General features: G+C 72.6%; 23 protein-coding genes. 3 read left to right on the top strand and 20 right to left on the bottom strand.

Annotation, left to right across the window (positions count from 1 at the left end; all coding sequences use genetic code 11):
* Positions 1–120: 120 nt before the first annotated feature.
* Entirely contained in the window at positions 121–957 is an 837-nt protein-coding gene (locus tag ACZ4SW_RS16820; RefSeq protein ID WP_468243343.1) for a helix-turn-helix transcriptional regulator, read from the bottom strand.
* A 102-nt stretch (positions 958–1059) separates the two neighbouring features.
* On the opposite strand from ACZ4SW_RS16820, the gene ACZ4SW_RS16815 reads away from it, so the two are divergent.
* Together ACZ4SW_RS16815 and ACZ4SW_RS16810 are read left to right on the top strand one after the other, a co-directional pair.
* Positions 1060–2739, top strand: coding sequence for an AMP-binding protein (locus ACZ4SW_RS16815; RefSeq protein ID WP_468243340.1), 1680 nt, complete (start codon positions 1060–1062; stop codon positions 2737–2739).
* Complete coding sequence (locus tag ACZ4SW_RS16810; protein ID WP_468243339.1) at positions 2736–4349, top strand: AMP-binding protein; 1614 nt, start codon at positions 2736–2738, stop codon at positions 4347–4349. The genes ACZ4SW_RS16815 and ACZ4SW_RS16810 overlap by 4 nt, the downstream gene beginning before the upstream one ends.
* Before the next feature lie 18 nt (positions 4350–4367).
* Here ACZ4SW_RS16810 and ACZ4SW_RS16805 read toward each other — a convergent pair whose 3' ends face one another.
* On the bottom strand, positions 4368–5066 hold the full coding sequence (locus tag ACZ4SW_RS16805) for a hypothetical protein (protein ID WP_468243337.1): 699 nt from the start codon (positions 5064–5066) through the stop codon (positions 4368–4370).
* Positions 5067–5301: 235 nt separating this feature from the next.
* On the opposite strand from ACZ4SW_RS16805, the gene ACZ4SW_RS16800 reads away from it, so the two are divergent.
* Positions 5302–6420: a PP2C family protein-serine/threonine phosphatase gene (locus ACZ4SW_RS16800; RefSeq protein WP_468243335.1), complete on the top strand. Its 1119-nt coding sequence runs from the start codon at positions 5302–5304 to the stop codon at positions 6418–6420.
* Positions 6421–6584: 164 nt separating this feature from the next.
* On the opposite strand, the gene ACZ4SW_RS16795 is transcribed toward ACZ4SW_RS16800, so the two are convergent.
* The 18 genes from ACZ4SW_RS16795 to pqqC all read right to left on the bottom strand — a co-directional run bounded on the left by ACZ4SW_RS16795 (position 6585) and on the right by pqqC (position 23583).
* Positions 6585–6821 carry a hypothetical protein gene (locus tag ACZ4SW_RS16795; protein WP_468243333.1) on the bottom strand — a complete coding sequence of 79 codons (237 nt, stop codon included), beginning with the start codon at positions 6819–6821 and terminating at the stop codon, positions 6585–6587.
* Between the two features lie 174 nt (positions 6822–6995).
* Positions 6996–7709, bottom strand: coding sequence for a hypothetical protein (locus ACZ4SW_RS16790; protein ID WP_468243331.1), 714 nt, complete (start codon positions 7707–7709; stop codon positions 6996–6998).
* Between the two features lie 30 nt (positions 7710–7739).
* Entirely contained in the window at positions 7740–8228 is a 489-nt protein-coding gene (locus tag ACZ4SW_RS16785) for a hypothetical protein (RefSeq protein WP_468243329.1), read from the bottom strand.
* The gene (locus ACZ4SW_RS16780) at positions 8225–9499 is read right to left on the bottom strand and encodes an MCE family protein (protein WP_468243327.1); all 1275 of its coding nucleotides are present in this window, start codon (positions 9497–9499) and stop codon (positions 8225–8227) included. Before ACZ4SW_RS16780 ends, ACZ4SW_RS16785 begins: the two co-directional genes overlap by 4 nt.
* Positions 9496–10791, bottom strand: coding sequence for an MCE family protein (locus ACZ4SW_RS16775; RefSeq protein WP_468243325.1), 1296 nt, complete (start codon positions 10789–10791; stop codon positions 9496–9498). Before ACZ4SW_RS16775 ends, ACZ4SW_RS16780 begins: the two co-directional genes overlap by 4 nt.
* The gene (locus tag ACZ4SW_RS16770; protein WP_468243779.1) at positions 10788–11891 is read right to left on the bottom strand and encodes an MCE family protein; all 1104 of its coding nucleotides are present in this window, start codon (positions 11889–11891) and stop codon (positions 10788–10790) included. The genes ACZ4SW_RS16775 and ACZ4SW_RS16770 overlap by 4 nt, the downstream gene beginning before the upstream one ends.
* A 20-nt stretch (positions 11892–11911) precedes the next feature.
* The gene (locus tag ACZ4SW_RS16765) at positions 11912–12892 is read right to left on the bottom strand and encodes an MCE family protein (protein ID WP_468243776.1); all 981 of its coding nucleotides are present in this window, start codon (positions 12890–12892) and stop codon (positions 11912–11914) included.
* 257 nt (positions 12893–13149) lie between these two features.
* The gene (locus ACZ4SW_RS16760) at positions 13150–14187 is read right to left on the bottom strand and encodes an MCE family protein (RefSeq protein ID WP_468243322.1); all 1038 of its coding nucleotides are present in this window, start codon (positions 14185–14187) and stop codon (positions 13150–13152) included.
* The gene (locus ACZ4SW_RS16755) at positions 14184–15443 is read right to left on the bottom strand and encodes an MCE family protein (protein ID WP_468243320.1); all 1260 of its coding nucleotides are present in this window, start codon (positions 15441–15443) and stop codon (positions 14184–14186) included. Before ACZ4SW_RS16755 ends, ACZ4SW_RS16760 begins: the two co-directional genes overlap by 4 nt.
* Positions 15444–15447: 4 nt before the next feature.
* Positions 15448–16281 carry an MlaE family ABC transporter permease gene (locus tag ACZ4SW_RS16750; RefSeq protein ID WP_103842448.1) on the bottom strand — a complete coding sequence of 278 codons (834 nt, stop codon included), beginning with the start codon at positions 16279–16281 and terminating at the stop codon, positions 15448–15450.
* 3 nt (positions 16282–16284) lie between these two features.
* Positions 16285–17055: an MlaE family ABC transporter permease gene (locus ACZ4SW_RS16745; protein WP_200418148.1), complete on the bottom strand. Its 771-nt coding sequence runs from the start codon at positions 17053–17055 to the stop codon at positions 16285–16287.
* Positions 17052–17978 (bottom strand): ABC transporter ATP-binding protein, encoded by a 927-nt coding sequence (locus ACZ4SW_RS16740; RefSeq protein ID WP_468243317.1) that lies wholly within the window; start codon positions 17976–17978, stop codon positions 17052–17054. The genes ACZ4SW_RS16745 and ACZ4SW_RS16740 overlap by 4 nt, the downstream gene beginning before the upstream one ends.
* Positions 17979–18111: 133 nt before the next feature.
* Positions 18112–19173, bottom strand: coding sequence for an RNA polymerase sigma factor (locus tag ACZ4SW_RS16735; protein ID WP_468243315.1), 1062 nt, complete (start codon positions 19171–19173; stop codon positions 18112–18114).
* Between the two features lie 65 nt (positions 19174–19238).
* Positions 19239–20282: a lytic transglycosylase domain-containing protein gene (locus ACZ4SW_RS16730; protein ID WP_468243313.1), complete on the bottom strand. Its 1044-nt coding sequence runs from the start codon at positions 20280–20282 to the stop codon at positions 19239–19241.
* 166 nt (positions 20283–20448) lie between these two features.
* Positions 20449–21534 (bottom strand): sodium:calcium antiporter, encoded by a 1086-nt coding sequence (locus ACZ4SW_RS16725; protein WP_468243310.1) that lies wholly within the window; start codon positions 21532–21534, stop codon positions 20449–20451.
* Between the two features lie 7 nt (positions 21535–21541).
* The gene (gene pqqE / locus ACZ4SW_RS16720; protein WP_468243308.1) at positions 21542–22633 is read right to left on the bottom strand and encodes a pyrroloquinoline quinone biosynthesis protein PqqE; all 1092 of its coding nucleotides are present in this window, start codon (positions 22631–22633) and stop codon (positions 21542–21544) included.
* On the bottom strand, positions 22626–22850 hold the full coding sequence (gene pqqD, locus ACZ4SW_RS16715; RefSeq protein WP_468243306.1) for a pyrroloquinoline quinone biosynthesis peptide chaperone PqqD: 225 nt from the start codon (positions 22848–22850) through the stop codon (positions 22626–22628). Before pqqD ends, pqqE begins: the two co-directional genes overlap by 8 nt.
* Positions 22851–22887: 37 nt before the next feature.
* Positions 22888–23583, bottom strand: coding sequence for a pyrroloquinoline-quinone synthase PqqC (gene pqqC, locus ACZ4SW_RS16710; RefSeq protein WP_468243303.1), 696 nt, complete (start codon positions 23581–23583; stop codon positions 22888–22890).
* Between the last annotated feature and the right edge of the window lies 1 nt (position 23584).

The raw sequence follows: 23584 nt of genomic DNA, 5'->3' as shown, positions 1-23584 counted from the left end.
GTGAGTATGCCGGGTGCACGCCCACGCACGGGAGGGGACAGCGCGCCTGCCCCTCCCGGGGCGGCCGGTCCGGGGCCGGCAGCGGTCGGCGAGGCCGGGTGTGCCGTCCGGACAGCACACCTAGGGCAGCACCCCGGCCCGCCGCGCCGCCACCACCGCTTCCCATCTGCTGTGCGCGCCCAGCTTCCGCATCGCCGAGCGCAGATACCCCTTCACGGTCTCCGGGCGCAGCCCCAGCCGCTCGGCGGCCGCCGCGTTGGTCGATCCGGCCGCCACACACGCCAGCACGTCCACCTCCCGCGGGGACAGCCCCACGCTCCCCGCCGCGGTCCCGGGGGACGCGGCCCCGGCCAGCCGCCCGCACACCTCGAGGAGTTCGGCCCGCAGCTCCGGGTCCGCCACCCGCTGGGCGAGCGCCCGCAGCGCGCCGTGCGCCTCCCGCACCTGCTCCCAGGCCGCTCCGGCCGGGCCCGCGGGCTCCCGCACGGCCGTCAGCAGGGTGCGCGCCTCGTCCCGGGCGACCAGCGCCTGCTCCACGTCCCGCGCCGCCTCCACCGCCGCGTTCAGCGTGCGGTCGCCCAGCGGCTGCGCCGTCCGCAGGGCACCGTAGAGCACCCCGCGCACCCGGCGCCGTACGACGACCGGCACCGCGAGGACGGACCTCAGGCCCTCCGTCGCCACCGCCGCGTCGTACTCGTGGCTGATCTGCCGGGACGCGGAGTAGTCGGTCACCGCGCACGGCCGCGCCAGCGCCGCCACCTTGCCGCCGAGGCCGCTGCCGGAGACGACGGCCAGGGAACTCAGCGCCGTCGTCGCGGTGCCGCTCAGTTCGCTGATGCGTATCTGCGGCCGCCCGGACTCCACCAGGCCGCCGAAGGCGACCGGCAGCCCCGTGGCCCGACGCAGCCGCAGCAGCGCGCCCCGCACCTGAACCGTCTCGGCCGCGTCGACTGCCACGTGCTCACCCCTCCGTCACGGCGCACCCCCCGTTCGGGGGTGGTGAGACCTGCGTCACCGATTACACGATGTGAGACGGCTGTCCGGCAATGAGGAGGACACATGACGGCGAACACCGACGCGACGGACGGGTTCCGGACCGCGCGGGATTTCCTGCTGGCGCACCGGGAGGACTACGCGACGGCGTACGAGGGTTTTCGCTGGCCGCGTCCGGCGTACTTCAACTGGGCGCTCGACTGGTTCGACGTCATTGCGGACGGCAACGACCGCGTCGCGCTGCACATCGTCGAGGAGGACGGCTCCGAGGAGCGCCGCACGTTCGCCGAGATGTCCGAGCGCTCGAACCGGGTCGCGGGCTGGCTCCGGGAGCAGGGCGTGCGCGCGGAGGACCGTGTCCTGGTCATGCTCGGCAACCAGACGGAGCTGTGGGAGACCGCGCTGGCGGCCATGAAGCTGCGCGCGGTCGTCATCCCGGCCACCCCGCTGCTGGGCCCCGCGGACCTGCGCGACCGGGTCGACCGGGGACGGGTCCGGCATGTGGTCGTGCGCGCGCAGGACACCGGCAAGTTCGCCGAGGTGCCCGGTGACTACACCCGGATCGCGGTCGGCGGCGCGCCGGAGGGCTGGCGGGCATACGAGGACGCGTACGCGGCCGGCGCGGACTTCGAGCCGGACGGGCCGACCCACGCCGACGACCCGCTGATGCTGTACTTCACCTCGGGCACCACCGCCCGGCCCAAGCTGGTCGAGCACACCCACGTCTCGTACCCGATCGGCCACCTGGCGACCATGTACTGGATCGGCCTGAAGCCCGGGGACGTGCACCTGAACATCTCCTCGCCGGGCTGGGCCAAGCACGCCTGGTCGAACCTGTTCGCCCCGTGGAACGCAGAGGCGACGGTGTTCATCCACAACTACACGCGCTTCGACGCGACCCGGCTGATGGCGGAGATGGACCGCGCGGGCGTGACGACCTTCTGCGCGCCGCCGACCGTGTGGCGCATGCTGATCCAGGCGGACCTGACCCAGTTGCGCACCCCTCCGCGCGAGGCCGTCGCCGCCGGTGAGCCACTGAACCCCGAGGTGATCGAACAGGTGCGCAGGGCCTGGGGGGTGACCGTCAGGGACGGCTTCGGGCAGACCGAGACGGTCGTGCAGGTCTCCAACAGCCCCGGCCAGCCGCTGAAGACGGGCTCCATGGGGCGGCCGAGCCCCGGCTTCCGTGTGGAGCTGTTGGATCCGGTGAGCGGCGCGCCGGGCGTGGACGAGGGCGAGATCGCGCTCGACCTGTCCGCGCGGCCGGTCGGCCTGATGACCGGCTACCACGGCGACGCCGACCGCACGGCCGAGGCCATGGCGGGCGGCTACTACCGCACCGGCGACATCGGCTCCCGGGACGCGGACGGATACATCACCTACGTCGGGCGGGCCGACGACGTCTTCAAGGCCTCCGACTACAAGATCTCCCCCTTCGAGCTGGAGAGCGCGCTGCTGGAGCACGAGGCGGTGGCCGAGGCGGCCGTCGTACCGGCGCCGGACGAACTGCGTCTCGCCGTCCCGAAGGCGTACGTCGTGCTCGCCGCGGGCTGGGAACCCGGCCCCGACACCGCGAAGGTCGTCTTCGAGCACTCGCGTGAGGTGCTCGCCCCCTACAAGCGCATCCGCCGGCTGGAGTTCGGCGAGCTGCCCAAGACCGTCTCCGGCAAGATCCGCCGGATCGAGCTGCGCGAGGCCACGGCCGCGGGCTCGCAGAACGAGTACCGCGAGGAGGACTTCCGGTGACGGCACTGTCGTACACGCACGGGACCAGCACGACACCCCTGCTCGGCGACACGATCGGCGCCAACCTCGACCGCGCGATCGCCGCGTACCCCGACCGCGAGGCCCTGGTCGACATGCCGTCCGGACGCCGCTGGACGTACGCCGAGTTCGGCGCCGCGGTCGACGAGGTGGCGCTCGGACTGCTCGCCAAGGGCGTCGGCAAGGGCGACCGGGTCGGGATCTGGGCGGTCAACTGCCCCGAGTGGGTGCTGGTGCAGTACGCCACCGCCCGCATCGGCGCGATCATGGTGAACATCAACCCCGCCTACCGCGCCCACGAGCTCCGGTACGTGCTGAAGCAGGCCGGGATCTCGCTCCTGGTCGCCTCGCTCGCCCACAGGACGAGCGACTACCGGGCCCTGGTCGACCAAGTGCGCGGCGACTGCCCGGAGTTGCGCGAGACGGTGTACATCGGCGACCCCACCTGGGACGCGTTCACGGCCGGCGCGGCATCGGTGCCGCGTGAGCGACTGGCCTCCGCGGCGGACGAGTTGAGCTGCGACGACCCGGTCAACATCCAGTACACCTCGGGCACCACGGGCTTCCCGAAGGGGGCCACCCTCTCCCACCACAACATCCTCAACAACGGCTACTGGGTGGGCCGCACGATCGGGTACACGGAACAGGACCGGGTGTGTCTGCCGGTGCCCTTCTACCACTGCTTCGGCATGGTCATGGGCAACCTGGGCGCCGCCTCCCACGGGGCGTGCATCGTCATCCCGGCGCCGTCCTTCGAACCGGGGGCCACCCTGGAGGCCGTCCAGCGGGAGCGCTGCACCTCCCTGTACGGCGTGCCGACGATGTTCATCGCCGAGCTGAACCTGCCGGGCTTCGCGGAGTACGACCTGTCGTCGCTGAGGACCGGCATCATGGCGGGCTCGCCGTGCCCGGTCGAGGTGATGAAGCGGGTGGTCACCGAGATGCACATGGAGCAGGTGTCCATCTGCTACGGCATGACGGAGACCTCCCCGGTCTCGCTCCAGACCCGGATGGACGACGACCTGGAGCACCGCACCGGCACGGTGGGCCGGGTCCTCCCGCACATCGAGGTCAAGGTCGTCGATCCGGCGACCGGGGTGACGCTGCCGCGCGGCGCGGCGGGGGAGCTGTGCACCCGCGGCTACAGCGTGATGCTCGGCTACTGGAACGAGCCCGAGAAGACCGCCGAGGCCGTCGACCCGGGCCGCTGGATGCACACCGGCGACCTCGCGGTGATGCGCGAGGACGGCTACGTCGAGATCGTCGGCCGGATCAAGGACATGGTCATCCGCGGGGGCGAGAACGTCTACCCGCGGGAGATCGAGGAGTTCCTGTACGCGCATCCGAAGATCGCCGACGTGCAGGTGGTCGGGGTCCCGCACGAGCGGTACGGCGAGGAGGTCCTGGCCTGCGTGATCCCGCGCGACCCGGCCGACCCGCCGACCCTCGCGGAGCTGCGGGCCTTCTGCGAGGGGCAGCTCGCCCACTACAAGATCCCGAGCCGGTTGCAGATCCTGGACGCCTTCCCGATGACGGTCTCGGGCAAGGTGCGCAAGATCGAACTGCGGGAGAGGTACGCGGAACGGGAGTGAGGACGGGGCGCGGACGGTTCAGGCCAGGCCGGCGGCCAGGTCGTGGGCCTGGCCGTTCACCGGCTGGGGCGTGCCCGCGAGGTCGAGGACGAAGAGCGGGACGCCGAGGCGTTCGGCGGCGGCACGAGCGGCGTCGGCGTATCCCGCGAGCGAGAAGCAGACACAGCGTGCGGACTCCGCCAGGGCGGTGAGCCACAGGCACTCCACGTCCCGCAGCGACGCCGGACGCACGGTCGGTTCCACCAGCGCCCGCATCCCGTCCGCGGTGAGCAGGACCCCGCTGGGCGGACGGCCCTCGGCGCGCCGGACGTCGCCGTAGCCCAGCCGGCGCAGGCAGAGCGTGGCGGCGGCGACGGCGTCGGCGGCCGTGCGGATGGTGACGGGCTGGAAGGCGGGGCTTCCCGCGCGTGGACCGCCCGCGCCGCTCCCGCCGGAACCGGGGCGCGGTTCCCCGCTCACCGGAACACGGAGGACCGTCCCGCACGGGCAGTCCAGCTCCGGACAGGGCCACTGGCCCTCGTGGCCGCAGCTCCCGCAGCGGACCGCGACCCAGCCGTCCTCCCAGGTGCGATGGGTGACCACCGAGGGCGCGGAGAGGCGGTTCAGCGGCGGGGCGACGGGCGCGCCGCACACACACGGATACGACGGCGCGGCGTACGCGTGCTCGCGTCGGCAGACCGGGCAGGACACCGGCACGCTCTCGGACATGGCTCCCATGGTGCTCGCGCGGAGGCCCGCTTGTCCCCGACTTCGGCGATCGCCGACGCCTTCGGGGCCGTCTTCCCTCCCCGGCGACCACGGGGCGGCCGGCCCGGGTGACGACGTCAGGCAGGTGGCGGAGTTCCGGGAGGACAGCGGCGGCGCCCGAAGGCACTCCGGGCGACCCCGGACCGGACAGGCGTGCGGGAACCGCTTCACGCGATGCCCGCTTCGCCCCGATAGGATGCATTTTGTGATCAGATCGGGTCGGCTCCGGCGCCGCCGCCCTCCCTACGGCGGCCGGCGGGACACCGTGCGGCTGTCGCCGGTGATCGTCACCGTGATCGTCACCTGTCTGGCATTCGCCACTCCGAGGCAGATCGCCTTCAGCCGCCTCCTGCCCGCCGCACCCGCGCTGGCCGCCGCGATGTGGCCCGTGCTCCCGACGGTCCTGCTGGGGGCGTTCTGCCTGCTGGCGATGATCGGGCTCAGCTTCGTCTACTCCGATCTGGGGACTCCCTACACGGCTGCCGCGATCGTCGCCGTCACCCTGGCGGCCGCGTACACGAGCCACCTCAGACTCCAGCGAGAAGAGGCCCTCTTCCAGGTCCGGCTCGTCGCCGACGCGGCCCAGAAGGTGCTGCTGCGCCCGCTGCCGCGCCGCATCCAGCATGTCGAGATCGAGTCGCTGTACCTGGCAGCCCAGGAGCAGGCCCGGATCGGAGGTGACTTCTACGAGGTGGCCGACACGCCGTACGGGGTCCGGCTGCTCATCGGCGATGTGCGGGGCAAGGGGCTGTCGGCGGTGGGAGCGGCGGCGGCGGTGATCAACTGCTTCAGGGAGAACGCCTACGACCAGCCCGACCTGCTGGACGTCATCCGCCGCCTGGAAATCAGCCTCTCCCGCTACAGCGCCGCGACAGCCGCCCTGGACCGGCCGGAGCACTTCGCCACCGCTCTCATGGCCGAGATCCACGACGGCAGCGGGCGCGCCAGGATCCTCAACTGCGGGCACCCGCCACCGCTGCTCGTGCGGCGCGGGGAGATCCACGTCCTGGAACCCACCGTCCCCTCGCCGCCCCTGAACCTCGCGACGCTCCTCGGGAACCACTACTGCGTCGACACCGTCGCCTTCGCCTCGGGCGACCAGATGCTGCTCTACACCGACGGCGTGACGGAGACCCGGGATCGCGCCGGCACGTACTTCCCGCTGCCGGAGTGGATGCGGCAGCAGGGCCCGGCGCCGCCCCGTGAACTGCTGGACCGGCTCCACCGGGATCTGCTCCACCACAGCGGCGGACGGCTCGACGACGACATCGCGGCCCTGGCCGTGCGCTGCCGGAGGACCGGGGCCGAGGAGCACACCGCGTAGGCGGGCGGGAGCCGTGCGACGGAGCCCGCCGCCCCCGTGCCGGCGGGCCCCGCGTGACGAGAATGTGCCCGGGGAAGGCAGGAGTTGAAGCCCCCGGACCGGTGTTCAGAGCTTGATTTGAGGGTTGCGTGGGCGGCCTGCGCCCGCGCGCGTGCACGGCGCCCTCACTCGATCTCCTGCTCCGACAGCCCCGGCCAGTCCTCGGGTCCGCCGCCCTGCCACTCGACGGCGTCGCTCTCCTCCACCTCGATCCGGTCCAGATCGACCGTCCGCAGGATCTCGACGACGTCGTCCAGGTGGGAGGCGACCCCGAGGGTCACGTCTCCCTCGGTGACCCGCCGGGATCCGTCCAGCGCCGGGGCGTGCACCACGATGTGCGGATGCTGCGGTGACTGTTCCATGCGTTCAGCGTCCTGCCGCAGCACCGGAAACGCACCCCGGCACACGGAGAGTGCCGGACGGGGAACGATCCGCTGCCGCGCGGGATGCGGGACGGCTCCGGGCCGCGGCGGCGCCCCGGCGCGACAGGACAACGCCCCCGCGCGGGGTTGCGCGGGGGCACGAGGAGGACCGGCTCACAGGGCGTCGACGGCGCTCACCTTCCACCCCGTGGAAGTGCGGGTGAGCGTCATGCGCACCCGGTTCAGATCCAGTCGCGATCCCGACACCTGGGTGCTCTGCGTGACCTGGTTGACGAACAGCAGGACGACCGCCCTGCCGGGCGCCGCCGACACCACCGAGGCGGCCGCCACCGTCGCCTTCACCACGCCGTGGTACTTCGCCGCCGTGGGACCGACCACCGTCTTCGTGGTCTTCAGGTACTGGTCGCGGAAGGCGCCGGTCAGCCGGCCACGGGCCCGTGCGAAGTCCTGGTCCAGATGCCGGTAGTCGTACGACAGCACGACCGGCGCGGCCGTCCGGGCGGCCGCCAGCGCCTGACTCCGCGCCTGGTCCGCCCGCCGGCCCTCCCGGTACTGCCATCCGAGCACGGCGACGGCGACCAGGGCCGACACGAGCAGGACGCACAGCGCCGCGGTCAGCAGCCCGCGTCCGCGCGGCAGTGCCGACGCCGGCCGCTCCGCATCCTCCTCGGCGCTCGGCTCCGGCGGGTCGTCCCAGCCGTCCGGGGGTTCGATCAGCAGGGTGGGCGAGGAGTGCCGCTCCGCGAGGTCCTCGGGCACGTCGCGGTCCGACCGCGCGGAGCGCTTGGCCGCCGCGCGGGCGGCCGCGGTCAGGGTGCGCCGGGTGGAGGACCCGGCGCCGCGGACTCTGGTGGTCGGGTTCGCCATGGTCTGTCTCCTCAACTGTGGTGGCGTGGGTCAGCCCACGAACTCGACGTCGGAGGTGAGCCAGCGCCCGTGCTCGCGCACGAGGTCGAGCTGCAGCCGGTAGGTGCGTGCCTGCCCCTGGGGCGCGGCGGTGTTGGTCACCTTGCTGTCGGCGACCACCAGGACCCGGGCCGAGTCCGCCTCGGAGCGGACGATGCCCGCCTCGAGGACCTGCCCCTCGGACACCGACTTGTTCTGGGCGACGAGCTTCGTCAACTCCGCGGTCTGCGCGGCGAACTCCTTCTTGAACTCGCCGGTCGCGCCCTTCAGCACGTTCCCGCTGTCCCGGCCGTAGTGCCGGTAGTCCAGCGAGGTGAAGTTCAGCGCCGACTGCCGGGCCGCCGACAGGATGTCCTGCCGGCGCTGCTCCTCGGCGCGCTGGTCGGCGAGGCGCAGGGCCAGCCAGACGGACAGCACGGTCGTCAGCACGGTGGCGGCGACGAGCCCCGCGGAGAGCACTCCGGAGCGTCCCCATCTCATGACATCGGTCCGACCAGTAGCCACTGCCAGGACTCCTTTCCGAAGACGGTCTGTTCGCCGCCCGCCGAGCCGATCTCGAGGGGCGTCCCGTCCGGGCCGGTGGCACTGCCGGTCTCCGGGTCGTACGGGGTGACGTATGCGGTCCGGTTCGCGCCGCCCCGACCGGCCGACGCGCCGGGGGCGTTCTGCGCGCCGCGCACCGACGTGGCGCCGCCGCGCGGCGCCGTGCAGTGCGCGCCGGTGTTCGCCGGGCGGGTGCCGGTGTCCGAGGGATCGCGCCGCCGGGTGCCGTAGCCCTGGGTGCACGCGGGCGGGTCGTTCGCGTTCACGGTGAGCCCGAAGTGGGTGGTGCCGTCGCCGGGGATGACGGTGTAACTGCCCGCGACCACCACCGGGAGGGTGACGAGTGCCTGCTCCACGCCGGGCAGCCGGGCGACGGTGACCTGACCGCCGCTGATCAGGTTCGACAACAGCACCGGCAGGGTCGGCCGGGTGGACCGCAGCAGGGAGTCCACCTCCTGCGCGGCGGGCACCGCGTTGCCGACGACCCGGCGCAGGTCCCCGTCGCTCGCCTTCAACTGGGCGGTGAGTGCGGCCAGATCACGGGAGAACGACTTGATCGCCGACCCCTTGTCGGCCTGCGTCCTGAGCACCTTCCGCGAGTCCTCGATCAGCGACACCGTCTGCGGGAGCGAGTCGGACGCCGACTCGACGAGCTGGTTGCCGGAGTCCACCAGGCGGCTCAGGTTCGGCCCGGTGCCCGCGAACGCCTTGCCCAGCTCGTCGACGGTGGTCCGCAGATCGTCCTTGCCGACGGAGTTCACCAGCCGGTCCAGACCGAGGACGAGATCGGTGACCGGCAGCGGCGTCCGGGTGCGGCTGCGCGGGATCGGGCTGCCGTCCATCAGGTACGGGCCGCCGGAGCGCCGGGGTTGCAGATCGACGTACTGCTCGCCCACCGCCGACCGGTCCGCGACCACCGCCAGGGTGTCGGCCGGGATCCGCGGGGCACCGCCCTCGATGTCCAGGGCCACCGACACCCCCGAGCCGTCCAGCCGCAGGGCCCCGACGCGGCCCACCGGCACCCCGCGGTAGGTGACCTCGGCGCCGGTGAAGATGCCGCCCGACTCGGCGAAGTCGGCGGTGACGGTGTAGCCCCGGCCGAGCAGGTCGTCCGCCAGGCCGGTGTACTCGGCGCCGACGTACGACACCCCGACGGCGGTGACCGCGGCGAAGGCGAGCAACTGGGCCTTGACCAGACGGGTGATCACGGCTGTATCCCCTTCAGCATCAGCTCGGCGAGCGCGAGGTCGATCCCCGGCGGCAGACGGCGCGCCCCGCCGGACGTTCCGTAGCCGGCGGTGCACACCGGCGGGCACAGCACACCGCCGCCGCCCGCGGGCGCGGAGGGGGTGGCCGACGGCTTCGGCACCTTCGGCAGCCCCGGCGCGCCGGGCAGCGCGGTGGGCACCGGCACCGGCACGCTCGGCAGGCCGGGAAGGGACGGCGTCGGAACCGGCTGCTTCCCGGATCCGCCGCTCTTGCCGCCCTTGCCGGGCCGGTCGGCGAGGTTGCCGTACAGGTCCGCCAGGTCGAGGTCGGCGGTGATCTTGAGGTTGACGTAGTCGCCCTTCACGGCGTCGACCACGTTGCGGGGGAACGGGTACGTCGTCAGCAGCTCGAGGGAGTTCGGCAGGTCGTCGCCCGCCTTGTTCAGCTGTTGCAGGATCGGCCGGAGTTCCTTCAGGTCGGCGACGGTGTCGTCCCGCGAGGTGTTGACGACCCGGGTGCCGGCCGTGCCGAGCTTGGACAGCGCGGTGAGCATCTTCGTCAGGTCGCGCCGCTGGTCGGCCAGTACCTTCAGGGCGGGCGGGATCGTGTCGACGGCCTGCGCGATCGTCTGCTTCTCCGTCCCGAGCCGCTTGGCCAGCCGGTCGATGCCCTGCAGCGCGCGGACGATCTGGGAGCGCTGCCGGTCCAGGCCGCCGAGGAAGGTGTCGAGCTGCTCGAGCAGCGACCGGACCCGTGTCTCCCGGCCGTCCAGGGCCTTGTTCAGCTCCACGGTGATCGTCTTGAGCTGGGCCACGCCGCCGCCGTTGAGGAGCGCGGACAGAGCGGACAGCACCTCCTCGATCTCCGGGTTGCGGCCGCTGCGGGACAGTGGGATCACGGCGCCGTCGCGGAGCCGGCCGACGGGGGCGGTGCCGTCCGGCGCGGACAGCGCCACGTACTTCTCGCCGAGCATGCTGGTCTGCCGGAGGTCGGCGACCGCGTTGGCGGGCAGCTTCACCGAGTCGGCCACCCGCAGCCGCACCCGCGCGTGCCAGCCGTCCAGCTCGACCTTCTCGACGGCGCCCACGGTGACGTCGTCGACCTTGACCGCCGACTGCGGCACCAGGTCCAGGACGTCCCGGAACTCCACCGTGACGTGGTAGGCGTGGCCGTCGGAGGCGGCGCCGCCGGGCAGCGGGATGTCGTACCAGCCGTTGAACCCGCACCCGGACAGCAGCAGCGAACCGGCCGCCGTCCACGCGAGGGTCCGGGCCGTGCGCCGGGCGTTCATGCCGCGCCTCCGAGGATTCCGCCGAGGGTCCGGTCGACCGTGCCCGTGCCCGCGGGGGCGGCGGGCAGCTCGGGCAGCGAGTCGAACAGCTTCCGCAGTTGCGCGCAGTCGGGGTTCTTGCCGCCCGCGTCCCCGGTGGTCCTCAGCAGGGAGCACAGCAGGGACGCCGGGTCCTGCGGTGTCTGCGCGTTGTTGCGGGTGTCGAGGGTGCCGGCGGCCGGGTTGTAGGCGTTCTGCAGGTTCGACAGTCCGGTCGGCGCGACGTCCAGCAGCTCCTCAAGCGCCGCCCGCTGGGTGACCAGGACCTGCGTGACCTTGCTGAGGCCCGCGACGTCGGACGACAGCGCCGTCTTGTTGTGCTTGACGAAGTCGGAGACGTCGCCGAGCGCCGTCGCCAGGTACTTGAGCGCCGCCGCGAGGTCCGCGCGCTCCCCGGCGAGCTGCCCCGCCACCTCGGCGAGACTGTCGTTGAACGACCGCACGCTCTGGTCGTCGGCCGCCAGCGCCGCCGTGAACACCTGGAGGTGGCGCACGGTGCCGAACAGGTCGCCCCGGCCGTCCGACAGCGTGGTCACCGCCTGGGAGAGGTCGTCCACGGCCTGGTTGAGGTTCGTGCCCTGGCCCTTGAGGTTGTCCGCGCTCACTCCGAGCAGCCGGGACAGCGAGCCGTCCTTGTTCGCACCCTTGGGGCCGAGCGCCTCCGCCGTGGTGTGCAGGCTGTCGAAGATGCGGTCCAGCTCGACGGGTACGGCCGTGCGCGACTCGGGGATCACGGCGCCGTCCCGCAGCACGGGGCCCTTGCGGTACACCGGCAGCAGTTGCACATAACGGTCGCTGACCACCGACGAGTTGATGATCGCGGCCTGGGCGCCGGCGGGGACCTTCCGTCCCGCGTCGTACTCCAGGTCCACCCGCACCCGGTCGCCCTGCGGGGTGATCTTCTGGACCTCGCCGATGCGGACGCCGAGGACGCGGACGTCGGAGCCGGGGTAGATGCCGACGGTGCGCGGGAAGTACGCCGTGACGTGGACCGTACGCGGGTGCGGCCACAGCACGACGGTGAGGACGGCGACCACCGCGAGCACGGTGAGCAGGGCCAGGGCCCGCCGGAAGCGTTTGTTCACTGGGAGCCTCCCGTGCGCGGCACCACCGGGGCGGCGACCAGGTTCTGGACGTAGGAGTCGAACCAGCGGCCGTTGCCGAGGGTGTTGGTGAACAGCCGGACGTAGGGCGCGAGCAGGGCGACGCTGCGGTCCAGGCTCGCCTGGTTGCGCTCCAGCATCCGGACGAACGTGTTGAGGTTCTGCAGCGCGGGCCCGATCTCCTTCTGGTTGTCGTCCACCAGGCCCGACAGCTCGATGCCCAGTGCCGCCGAACTCTTGAGCAGCGTGTGGATCGCCTCGCGCCGCTCGCTGATCTCCTGGAAGAGCTTGTCGCCGTCCTTCACCAGGGCGGAGAAGTCCTTCGTGTGCTCGGCCAGCACCCCGGTGACCCCGTTCGCGTGCTTGAGGAGGTCGCCCAGGGCCTGGTCGCGCGAGGCGATCGTCCGGGAGATCCGGGACAGCCCCTGGATGGAGGCCTTCACCTCGGCGGGCGAGTCCTGGAAGGTGGTGGAGATGGTGTCCATGGCCTTCGCCAGCCGCCGGGTGTCCACCTTCTCCGTCGTGGTGGTCAGATCGCTGAACGCCTGCACGACGTCGTACGCCGACACCGTCCGCCCGACCGGGATCTCGCCGCCCGGCTCCAGCCGGCCGGGACCCTTCGGGTACAGCGCCAGGTACTTGGCGCCCAGGATCGTCTTGACCCGGATCGCGGCACCGGTCGCGGTGCCCATCGCCGGGTCGCCCTTGACCTTGAACGTCACCTTCACGTGGTCGCCGTCCAGGTCGACGCCCTCGACCTTGCCGACCTTGACGCCGGCGATCCGCACCTCGTCGCCCGGCTTGAGCCCGCCCGCCTCGGAGAAGGCGGCGCTGTACGTCTCGCCGTCGCCGATCAGCGGCAGGCTGTCGGCGTTGAACGCGGCGAGGGTCAGCAGGGCGAGGGTCAGGAGGCCCACGGCACCGATCACGACGGGATTACGCTCGCGGAACGGCTTCAGCCGCGGCCGGCGCAGCCGGATCGCGGGCAGCTTCGGCGGCAGGACGTGCACCTTCACCAGGGGCTCCGGGCCCCGGGTCCGGCGCGGCAGAGGGCGGGCCGTCGGCAGCTTCGGCGGGAGGACCCGCACTTTCACGAGAGGCTCCGGGCGACTCGGCCTGCGGGGCAGCAGGCGGACGGCCGGCAGCTTCGGGGGCAGGACCCGCACCTTCACCAGCGGCTCGGGGCGCCGGGTCCTGCCGGGCGTGGCGGGTGTTCTCATGCGCCGCACCTCGCCTGCGCCACATGGAAGTCGGGGGTGATGATCTGCTTCGTCCTCGGCAGCACGATCCGGCCGTCGAAGTCGCAGAGGTAGAAGTTGAACCAGGAGCCGTACGACGCCGTCCCCGTCAGCGCGTTCAGCTTGTTCGGCAGCCGCTGCAGCACACCCTCCACGGTCTTCTCGTTCCTGTTCAGCGTTCCGGTGAGCCGGTTCAGCCCGGCGATGTCGTCCTTCAGCGGCGGGCGCGCGTCCGTCAGCAGCCCGGAGGTGGCCTCGGTGAGATCGCCGATGCTCACCAGGGAGTCGCCGATGGGCTTGCGGTCGGCGGACAGTCCGGAGATCACCCGCCGCAGTTGGGTGATCAGGCCGGAGAAGCGGGCGCCGCGCTCGTCGAGTGTGTCCAGCACGGTGTTGAGGTTGTCGATCACCGAGCCGATCAGCCGGTCCCGGTCGGCGAGGGTGGTGGTGAGCGACGCCGTGTGCGCGAGCAGGCTGTTCACGGTGGAGCCCTCGCCCTGCAGGGTCTGGATGATCTCGGTGGCGAGCTGGTTGACGTCGTCCGGGCTGAGCGCGGCGAACAGCGGCTTGAAGCCGTTCAGCAGGGCGTTGAGGTCCAGCGCGGGCTGGGTCCGCGACAGCGGGATGGTGCCGCCGGGCCGCAGCGGGGTGCCGTCGCCCGCGCCCTCGGTCAGCGCGACGTAGCGCTGCCCCACCAGGTTCCGGTAGCGGATGACCGCGTGGGTGCTGGTGAGCAGCGGGCGGTCGGCCGCCACGCTGAAGGTGACCTCCGCCAGCGTCCGGTCCTTGATCCGGATGCCCTCGACCTGGCCGACCCGCACCCCGGCCACCCGGATGTCGTCGCCGTTCTCCAGGCCGGTGACGTCGCTGAACACCGCGTGGTAGGTGTCCTTGGGGGTGAAGGAGACGCCCACGATGGTGGCGGCGAGCAGGGCCGTCGCCGCGATCGTCACCAGCGCGAACAGGCCGAACTTGACCAGCGGTGCCGCGGTCTGCCGGGCTCCCGACGTCCTCATGCGACACTCACCGCCGTTCCGCGGGCCAGCGGCCCGAACAGCAGGGTCGCGACGGGCGGCACCTGATCGGCGGGCACGCCCATGACGGGGGCCACGAGCGAGCCGACGGCCCGCTGTTCGGCCCGGGTGGCGGACACGTCGGCACCTCCGGGAAGAGCGGCGCCGTCCGAAGCACCGGACGACGTACCGTCGTTGAGCTTGGGTTTCGGCCCGGGCACCGGCGGATGGGGCAGCCCCCGGCAGTCGGGTCCCGACCGGTCCGCGTAGCGCGGCTCCTCGCCGGGCCGGTACGCACCCTGCGGACGGACGACCTCCAGGGTGATCCGCATCTCGCCGCCCCGGAACGCGTCCTCGGACGCCTGCTCCTGGTGGACCAGGCCCTGCAGGAGGCACGGGTACTCGGGGGAGTAGCGGGCGAAGAGGTCCAGCGTGGGCCGGGAGACCCGGCCGAGGGTGATCAGCCGGTCGCCGTTCTCGTCGAAGAAGTCCCGCCCGGTGTCCGCGACGGTCGCGGTGGTGCGGAGCGCGGCGGCGAGCCGGTCCTTCTTCTCGACGAGGGTGCGGCTGGTGGTCACGGTGTTGCGCAGGATCGCCATCAGATCGGGTGCCGCGTCCCCGTACACCTGGGCGACGTCGGCGAAGCGTGAGATGTCCTCCTGCAGGGACGGCAGATGCGGGTTGAGGCGGCGCAGATACGCGTCCACCCGGGTCAGGTTGTCGCCGATCCGGTCGCCGCGGCCCTCCAGCGCCGTGGCGAACGCCGAGAGCGTGGCGTTGAGTTCGCCGGGCTGGACCGTGCGCAGCAGCGGCAGCAGGTCGTTCATGAGCTGTTGCAGTTCGATGCCCGCCTTCGTGCGGTCCTGGGTGATGACGTCTCCGGCGCGGATGGGCCGAGCCGACGACTGCGCGGAGCCGGCGGGCGGCACCAGGTCCACGTACTTCTCGCCGAACAGCGTCTTGGGCAGCAGCCGGGCGTGCACGTCCGACGGGATGAACGTGACGTACTGCGGCTTGAGCGCCAGGTCGAGGGTCGCCTTCGTGCCGTCCGCGTGCACCGCGCGCACCTCGCCCACCAGCAGCCCCCGCAGCTTGACGTCGGCGCGCGGCTCGAGTTGGTTGCCGAGGCTGTCGGCCTGGAGCGTCACGCGCACCACGGGGGTGAACGCCTGCTGGTAGACGGCCACCGCGAGGGACAGCAGCAGCGCCAGCACGGCGATGAACGCGACGCCGTACAACCTCAGTCTCAGTGCTCGCACCGGCTCACCCCGCGATCCGTACGGTCGTGTTGGCGCCCCAGATCGCGAGGCTCAGGAAGAAGTCCAGGACGTTGATCGCCACGATGGAGGTGCGCACCGCCCGGCCCACCGCGACCCCGACCCCGGCCGGGCCGCCGCTCGCGTGGTAGCCGTAGTAGCAGTGCACCAGGATGATCAGGACCGCGAACACGATCACCTTGCCGAAGGACCACAGCACGTCGACGGGCGGCAGGTACTGGTGGAAGTAGTGGTCGTAGGTGCCCGTCGACTGCCCGTAGTAGCCGGTCGTGATGGTGCGGGCGGCCAGGTACGACGACAGCAGCCCGATCACGTACAGGGGGATCACCGCGACGAACCCGGCGATCATCCGCGTCGTCACCAGGAACGGCAGCGAGGGCACGCCCATCACCTCCAGCGCGTCGGTCTCCTCGCTGATCCGCATCGCGCCGAGCTGCGCGGTGAAACCGGCGCCGACCGTCGCGGACAGCGCGAGCCCGGCCACCAGCGGGGCGATCTCCCGGGTGTTGAAGTACGCCGACAGGAACGCCACGAAGTTGGAGGTGCCGAGCTGGTTGAGGGCCGCGTAGCCCTGCAGGCCGACCTCGGTGCCGGTGAAGAACGACATGAAGGCGATCACGCCGACGGTGCCGCCGACGACGGCGAGTGCGCCCCGGCCGAAGCTGACCTCGGCGAGCAGCCGCAGGATCTCCTTCTTGTAGCGGCGCAGGGTACGGCCCGTCCAGGCCAGCGAGCGGCCGTAGAAGGAGAGCTGGGCGCCCAGGTCCTCCAGGGAGCGCAGAGGCCGTTCCAGGAGCCGCAGGGGTCGTGGAGGTCGCATCGCTCAACCCCTCTGCGGGACGATCTGGAAGTACACGGCGGTCATCACGAAGTTCGTCACGAACAGCAACATGAAGGTGATCACCACCGACTGGTTGACGGCGTCGCCGACGCCCTTCGGGCCGCCTTTCGCGTTGAGCCCCTTGTACGAGGCGACGATCGCGGCGATCGCTCCGAACACCAGCGCCTTGATCTCGGCCGCCCACAGGTCGGAGAGCTGGGCGAGGGTGGTGAAGGACGCCAGGTACGCGCCCGGCGTGCCGTTCTGGAGGACGACGTTGAAGAAATAGCCGCCCGCCACACCGACGACCGACACCAGGCCGTTGAGCAGGACGGCCACGACCATGGACGCCAGTACCCGGGGCACGACGAGCCGGTGGATCGGGTCGATGCCGAGCACCTGCATCGCGTCGATCTCCTCACGGATCTTGCGCGCTCCGAGGTCCGCGCAGATCGCGGTTCCGCCCGCGCCCGCGATCAGCAGCGCGGTGACGATCGGCGACGCCTCGCGCAGCACCGCCAGCACGGAGGCGGCACCGGAGAACGACTGTGCGCCGAGCTGCCGTGTCAGGCTGCCGATCTGCAGCGCGATGACCGCGCCGAAGGGGATCGACACGAGGGCCGTGGGCAGGATGGTGACGCTCGCGACGAACCATGCCTGCTGGATGAACTCCCGCGCCTGGAACGGCCGTCGGGGCAGCGTCCGTACGACGTCCAGGGCCAGCGCGAACAGGTTGCCCGAGTGGCGCAGCGGTGCGGTGGGGGACAGGCTCATGCGCCGGCGGTCTCCTTCCGGTGCGGTGCGGCCTCGCGCCGGGCGATGGCCTCCCAGCGGGGCGGGCGGGTGATGCCCGGGCCCGGCAGCAGCCGGGGCGTCAGCTCCTGGGGCGCGCTGTCCCCCAGCTCCGCCAGCTCCTGCTCGACCTGGGCGGCGTCCTTCTCCTCCGCCATGCCGATGGGCCCCTGCATCCGGCCGTTCAGGAACTGGCGCACCACGGGCTCGTCGCTGGTCAGCAACTGCTCGCGGGGCCCGAACATCACCAGTTCGCGGCGGAACAGCAGCCCGATGTTGTCGGGGACCTGACGGGCCGAGGCGATGTCGTGGGTGACGATCAGGAAGGTGGCGCCGGTCTGCGCGTTGAGGTCGACGATGAGCTGGTTGAGGTAGGCCACGCGCACCGGGTCGAGGCCCGAGTCCGGCTCGTCGAACAGGACGATCTCCGGGTCGAGCACCAGCGCCCGGGCGAGCCCGGCCCGCTTGCGCATACCGCCGGAGATCTCACCGGGCAGCTTTCCCTCGGCGCCGAGCAGCCCGACCATGTCCATCTTCTCCAGCACGATCCGCCGGATCTCGGACTCGGACTTGCGGGTGTGCTCGCGCAGCGGGAAGGCGATGTTGTCGTAGAGGTTCATCGAGCCGAACAGCGCGCCGTCCTGGAACAGCACGCCGAACAGCTTCCGCACCTCGTACAGCTCGTGCTCGCGCAGCCTGGTGATGTCCCGGCCCGCGACCTTCACCGAGCCGCGCTCGGGTCTGAGCAGCCCGACGAGTGTCTTGAGGAACACGGACTTGCCCGTCCCCGAGGGGCCGAGCATCACCGAGACCTCCCCGGCGGGCAGCGTCAGCGAGACGTCCTGCCAGATGACCTGGTGACCGAAGGACTTGGTCAGCCCTTCCACACAGATCTCGACACCCATCCGCGCTCCACCCTTCGCCCGCGTGAGCAGCTCCGACATCTGCTCTACGGGGAGGGGCGCGCCGTCCGTCGCTCGGAGGCGGAAATTTTTTCGGACGGACGGTCGGGACCTGCGGCGGCGTCGCGGACCGGAGCTACGGCAGCTTCACGGAAGGCGCACTCGGGGTGGGCACGGGCAGCGAGGCGGACGGCAGGGAGGGAGTGCCCGTCGGGACCGGCGGAAGCGAGCGGGCGGCGGACGGGACCGGCAGCTCCGGCACCGTGGGCACCGCCGGCACGCCGGGGACCCCGGGCGCCGGCAGCGACGGGAGCGGGGCCGACGAGACCTCGGGCAGGGACGGCACGGACAGGGGCAGGGGTGAGCCGCTGCCCGCGGTGCGGGACGTTTTCCGGCCGGCCGGCACCCGCGTCACCCGGGAGACGGTGCGCGTCCCGGGCGTACGGACTCGGTCCGTGCCGTCGCCACCGCCGGTGCGAAGCGCCTCGGCGCTGTGCGACACCGCAGGGCGCGGGGCCGGCGCGTCCGTGGCGCCACCGCCCCCGCCCAGCGTCTGCGGCAGGACGAACCCCGCCACCACCAGCGTCGCCGCCGTCGAGGCGACCGCGACCGTGTGCGCCTTGCCGGCGCCGCGCGGCCGCCCGCGCCCGACCAGGAACAGCACGGCCCCGAGCGTCCCGGCCAGCGAGGCGCGCAGCGTCCGCCGGGCCCGGGCCAGCAGCGACTCGACGGTCCGGTAGCTCAGGCCCATCCGCACGGCGACCTGCCCCACGTCCAGGTCCTCGGACTTCAGCCGCAGCGCCTCCGCCTGGCGCGCCGGCAGTTCCCCGCTGCGCACGGCCAGCCAGCGGGCCTCGGCCCGGTCGCACACCGCCTCGTCGACGGGTACCGGGCCCGGGGTGAGGAGCGTGGGGCTGCTGCGCACCTCGGCCTCCCGGTTGACCTGCCGGTACCGGTCCACGCACAGCCGCATGGTCACCGTGGTCAGCCAGGCGGCGAGGCGCTCGTCGTCCAGGTCCGGGCGCTCCGCGGCACGCAGCATCGCCTCGTGCACCGCGTCCTCGGCGTCCTCCAGGCTCATCGACCGGCGGCGGGCCACCTTGAGCAGATGCTCCCGGTGGCTCCACATGCGCTTCCAGCGGTCGTCGTGGGCCGCCTGTGTCTCCGCGTCCCTGGCCGCCCCTGTCTCAGCAGGCATGTCCGTCGCCATGAGGGCCCCTTCGCGCTCACCCGCCGGTCCTGTGCACCCGGCGGGTGGCGACATTACCGCCCAGTATCCGCGGTTGGGGAGGGGTCGGAGCCCATCGTGTCCGCACCGTTGCTGGTCAGCGGGCCCCCGCTGGGCAGCAGCCCGGAGCCGGGCAGTCCGATGCTGGGGGTCGGCAGGGGCAGTGACGGCGGCGCGTCCGTCGGCTGGGGCGCGCCCGCCGTCCGGGACGGGGACGGGGCGGGGGAGGGCTTCGAGGCCGTGGCCGACGGCGCGGGAGACGGTGCCGCGCCCGGGCGGCGGCCCGACGGCTTCGGTGCGGGGTGCGCCGCGCTGCCCGGCCGGGACGGCTTCGATCCGTGCGGCCCGGCGGTGCCGCCGGGCAGGTCCGGCACCACGCGGTGCCCTTGCAGGAAGTACGCGTACCAGGCCCTGACCGTCCGCAGATACGCCTGCGAGTCGTTGTAGCCGAGGACCGCCCGGTCCAGTTCCGCCGGGTCCGACAGGTCCCTCCCGCCCGCGCACAGGTAGCGGCCCGCGGCGAGCGCCGCGTCGAAGACGTTGTCCGGGTCGTCCCGCCCGTCACCGTTGCCGTCCGCGCCCCAGCGGGCCCAGGTGGAGGGGATGAACTGCATCGGCCCGACCGCGCGGTCGTACACCGGGTCCCCGTCGTAGGCACCGCCGTCGGTGTCCCGTACGACGGCGTAGGGACCGCCGGTCAGCCGCGGCCCGAGGATCGGCGTCACCGTCGTACCGTCCGCCCGGACCCGGCCGCCCCACGCCTGCCCGGACTCCACCTGCCCGATCGCGGCCAGCAACTGCCAGCGCAGACGGCATCCGGGCGCGGTGCGCGCCAGCTCCGCCTCGGCGTGCCGGTAGGCGGCGAACACCGTCGCGGGCAACGCCCCTGCGCCGCCCGCGGCCGCCGCCCGCCCGCCCCGCTCCGGCTTCCCCGTGCGCAGCGGCGGCAGCTCGGTGCGGTACGGGGTGTCGCCGGACACGCTCGGCCCGTGGTGGCCGGCGGGGACGTCCGGGCGTACGGGCTGCGAGGCCCGTGCCGCCACCGCCCCCGGCGCCTGCGAGGCGGTGAGTGCCGCCATGGCCGCCGCCGCGACCGCCGTCCCCCTGACCCCCCTGAACGCACCCCCGCACGCATGCCTGAACACTCGCCCTGCCACCGGAGCACTCCCCTCCCTGTACGGATCCCTTCCCCTGCTCTACGCGGCAGGGCGGCGGGTCCGTCGGAGGAGGTGGTGTCGCGTGCCGTCAGGATGTGTCGGCCGGCACCGTTCCGAACGCGGTGAAGCTCACGATCCAGTACACGACGTACAGCGCGAGCAGCGCGAAGCCGTGCTGGCGCCTGAGCCGGCCGGTGGAGACGACATACGCTCCGAGCCCGTTGACCACGAGCAGTGCGGGCAGGTGCCAGGTGAGGACGCTGCGGTCGATGACCACGCTGCCGGCCAGCAGCACGATGCCCAGCTTCCCCGTGGCCGAGAAGACGACGCTTCCGATGACGTTGCCGACCCCGCCCTCCGGCGCGCCCTTCCTGGCCGGCTCCACGGTCAGGAAGACGTCCTCGACCGTCAGCACCGCCGTCACGATCGTCGCACCGAAGACGGTTCCCTGAAGCCCGTACGTCTGCAGGATCCCCTTGGTGCCCACACCCGTGATCGCCGAGCCGGCGACGAGGCCGGCCAGGGCGAGCACCGCGAGGCCGAGCCCCCTCCAGCCGGACCGCCGGCGCACCTGGGCGAGCAGCCCGGCGCCCGGCGGCGCTCCCGTGCGGGCCCGTTCCGCCGTCAGCGCGAAGGCGTCCGTCTTCCACGGGACCGGTGAGCCGCCCCCCGAGCCCCGGGAGCCCTGAGCCAGGGAGTACGCCTCGTACAGCTCCGCGTCCCGGAAGACCGGTGTGTCGTCCCGTGACTCCCGGACCGCCACATAGACGAGGAACAGGGCGAACAGCCCGAGCAGCGCGACGCCGTCCACAGCCGTGAGCGGCGCGGCCAGCGCGCAGACGACCATCACCAGGGGTGCGCACGCGAAGATGAGGACGTAGTCGCGCGGAACCGTGACACGGGTGGGCGTGAGGACCGCCGCGAGGGCCAGCACGACTCCCGTCATGGACAGCACCGTCCCGATCACCACGCCCAGGGCCACCCCGCCGAGGTCCTCGAGGTTGAGCGCGACGCCCAGGAATATGTCGTCGAACTCGATGCCCGTGAACACGACGGAGATCAGGAACAGCGAGATGTGAAAGCCGCTCGCGATCCCGACGAGCCGCCGGATCAACTGCTCGGCGCTGAACACCAGCAGGGCCGCCCCGGCGACGAACAGCAGGATCGGGGCCACGGCCGGCTCACACCGGACGGCCCGGGTGCGGCCGGGGGGTGAGGGCGCGCTCCCGCCGTGCCGCCTTCTCGTCGGCGGCCCGCACCGCCGCCGCCACGATCCCGTGGTCGGGGGACAGGTGGCACACCGGGTCCGTGCGGGCGGCGTCGCCGGTGAGCAGGAACGCCTGGCAGCGGCACCCTCCGAAGTCCACCTCGCGGCGCGGGCAGCTCCGGCAGGGCTCCGGCATCCAGTCCGTGCCGCGGAAGCGCCGGAACAGCGGTGAGCTCTCCCAGATCCATGCCAGGGAGTGCTCGCGCACACTGGCGCGGGGCAGCGGCAGCGCGTGCGCGGGCGGGCAGGGCAGCACGTCCCCGTTCGGGACCACCGTGAGCTGCCGTCGTGCCCATCCGCCCATGCAGGGCTTCGGGTACCGGCTGTGGTAGTCGGGAAGCACGTAGATGATCTCCATCCGGCCCTTCAGGCGTTCGCGTGCCGCCCGCACCACCGGCTCGGCGCGCTCGAGCTGGGCCGTGCTCGGCAGCAGCGCCTCCTTGTTGCGCCAGGCCCAGCCGTAGTACTGGGTGTTGGCCAGCTCGAGGCGGTCGGCGGCCAGTTCCTCGGCGAGCGCGAGGATGCGGTCGATGCGGTCGATGTTGTGCCGGTGGAGCACCACGTTGATCGTGAGGGGCCAGCCCAGGTCCTTCACCAGCCGGGCCGCCGCCGTCTTGCGGGCGAAGGACGGCGTCCCGGCGATGCGGTCGGACAGCACCGGCTCGTCGGCCTGCACGCTGATCTGCACATGGTCCAGGCCCGCGGTGCGCAGTTCCTCGGCACGCCGTGGCGTCAGGCCGGCCGCGCTGGTGATGAGGTTGGTGTAGAGCCCGAGGCCGCAGGCGTGGCGCACGATCTCGACGAGGTCGCGGCGCACCAGCGGCTCACCACCGGACAGGTGCAGTTGCAGCACCCCGAGCCCGGCGGCCTCGGTCACCACCCGCCGCCACTCCTCGGTGGTCAGCTCGTCGGAGAAATCGCCGAGGTTCAGCGGGTTGGAGCAGTACGGGCAGTGCAGCGGGCACGCGTAGGTGAGCTCGGCCAGCAGCCCGAACGGTTCATCCATTGCCGACCTCCACGCATCGCCGGGCGGCGAGCCGGGTGAGGAAGAGCCGGACCTCGTCACCGGCCACACGGTCGTACCGCCCGCCCAGCTCGGCCACGATCCGGGTGACGGTCCGCTCGCCGTCGCACAGGTCCAGGATCGCCGCACCGGTGGCGTTCAGGACGCAGACCGCCTCCGGCGCGAGCAGCACGTGCCGCCCGCGCGCCGTGTCGTACATGAGGCGGACGTGCGGCGCGAGGCGGGGACGGTCCGTGTCACCGACCGTCCGCACAGGCCCGTTCGATGGCATCGAGCATGCTCCACAGGACATCGCACTTGAAGGACAGGGCCGCGACGGCGCCCGCCTGCTCCACCGGGCTCGTGCAGTACGCCGTCACCACCTCCAGGGCGTGCTCGGCGTCGCGGGGCGCCTGGGCGAGGCGGGACCGGAAGTAGGCGAGCCCCGCCCGGTCGATCCACGGATAGTGGCGTTCGAACGCGGCGAGCCGTTCGGCCATCAGGTCCGGAGCGAACAGCTCGGTCAGCGAGGACGCCACCGCCTCGGTCCACGGCCGGGTACGGGCGAAGGTGACGTAGGCGTCGACGGCGAACCGCACCCCGGGGACGACGTGCCGCTCGTCCCGCATCTCCTCCCGGGTCAGCCCCAGCGCCTCGCCCAGACGCAGCCAGGCCTCGATCCCGCCTTCGCCGTCCGCCGTGCCGTCCTGGTCGAGGATGCGCAGGATCCAGCGGCGGCGCACCTCGCGATGGGGGCAGTTGGCGAGGATCGCGGCGTCCTTGCGGGGCAGGCTGTTCTGGTAGTGGAAGCGGTTGGCCGCCCAGGTCCCGAGCTGCCGGCGGGTGAGCGCGCCCTCGTTCATCGCCCGGTGGAAGGGATGCCGGTCGTGGTAGCGGCGGGACTGCGCGCGCAGCGCCGCCACGAAGTCCTCGGTTTCCGTCGCCGTCGCCATG

It is taken from the genome of Streptomyces sp. NPDC028331 (assembly GCF_055565775.1).
Note: the sequence above shows the minus strand (reverse complement) of the source record. Positions and strands in the feature narration are given on the sequence as shown.

Excerpts from the sequence above, each read along its gene's own strand:
- pqqC (WP_468243303.1), bottom strand. The coding sequence starts at position 23,583 with ATGGCGACGGCGACGGAAACCGAGGACTTCGTGGCGGCGCTGCGCGCG.
- ACZ4SW_RS16750 (WP_103842448.1), bottom strand. The coding sequence starts at position 16,281 with ATGCGACCTCCACGACCCCTGCGGCTCCTGGAACGGCCTCTGCGCTCC.
- ACZ4SW_RS16740 (WP_468243317.1), bottom strand. The coding sequence starts at position 17,978 with ATGGGTGTCGAGATCTGTGTGGAAGGGCTGACCAAGTCCTTCGGTCAC.
- ACZ4SW_RS16815 (WP_468243340.1), top strand. The coding sequence starts at position 1,060 with ATGACGGCGAACACCGACGCGACGGACGGGTTCCGGACCGCGCGGGAT.
- ACZ4SW_RS16775 (WP_468243325.1), bottom strand. The coding sequence starts at position 10,791 with ATGAACGCCCGGCGCACGGCCCGGACCCTCGCGTGGACGGCGGCCGGT.
- ACZ4SW_RS16805 (WP_468243337.1), bottom strand. The coding sequence starts at position 5,066 with ATGGGAGCCATGTCCGAGAGCGTGCCGGTGTCCTGCCCGGTCTGCCGA.
- ACZ4SW_RS16735 (WP_468243315.1), bottom strand. The coding sequence starts at position 19,173 with ATGCCTGCTGAGACAGGGGCGGCCAGGGACGCGGAGACACAGGCGGCC.
- ACZ4SW_RS16745 (WP_200418148.1), bottom strand. The coding sequence starts at position 17,055 with ATGAGCCTGTCCCCCACCGCACCGCTGCGCCACTCGGGCAACCTGTTC.
- ACZ4SW_RS16730 (WP_468243313.1), bottom strand. The coding sequence starts at position 20,282 with ATGGCGGCACTCACCGCCTCGCAGGCGCCGGGGGCGGTGGCGGCACGG.
- pqqD (WP_468243306.1), bottom strand. The coding sequence starts at position 22,850 with ATGTACGACACGGCGCGCGGGCGGCACGTGCTGCTCGCGCCGGAGGCG.
- ACZ4SW_RS16760 (WP_468243322.1), bottom strand. The coding sequence starts at position 14,187 with ATGAGGACGTCGGGAGCCCGGCAGACCGCGGCACCGCTGGTCAAGTTC.
- pqqE (WP_468243308.1), bottom strand. The coding sequence starts at position 22,633 with ATGGATGAACCGTTCGGGCTGCTGGCCGAGCTCACCTACGCGTGCCCG.
- ACZ4SW_RS16795 (WP_468243333.1), bottom strand. The coding sequence starts at position 6,821 with ATGGAACAGTCACCGCAGCATCCGCACATCGTGGTGCACGCCCCGGCG.
- ACZ4SW_RS16790 (WP_468243331.1), bottom strand. The coding sequence starts at position 7,709 with ATGGCGAACCCGACCACCAGAGTCCGCGGCGCCGGGTCCTCCACCCGG.
- ACZ4SW_RS16785 (WP_468243329.1), bottom strand. The coding sequence starts at position 8,228 with ATGAGATGGGGACGCTCCGGAGTGCTCTCCGCGGGGCTCGTCGCCGCC.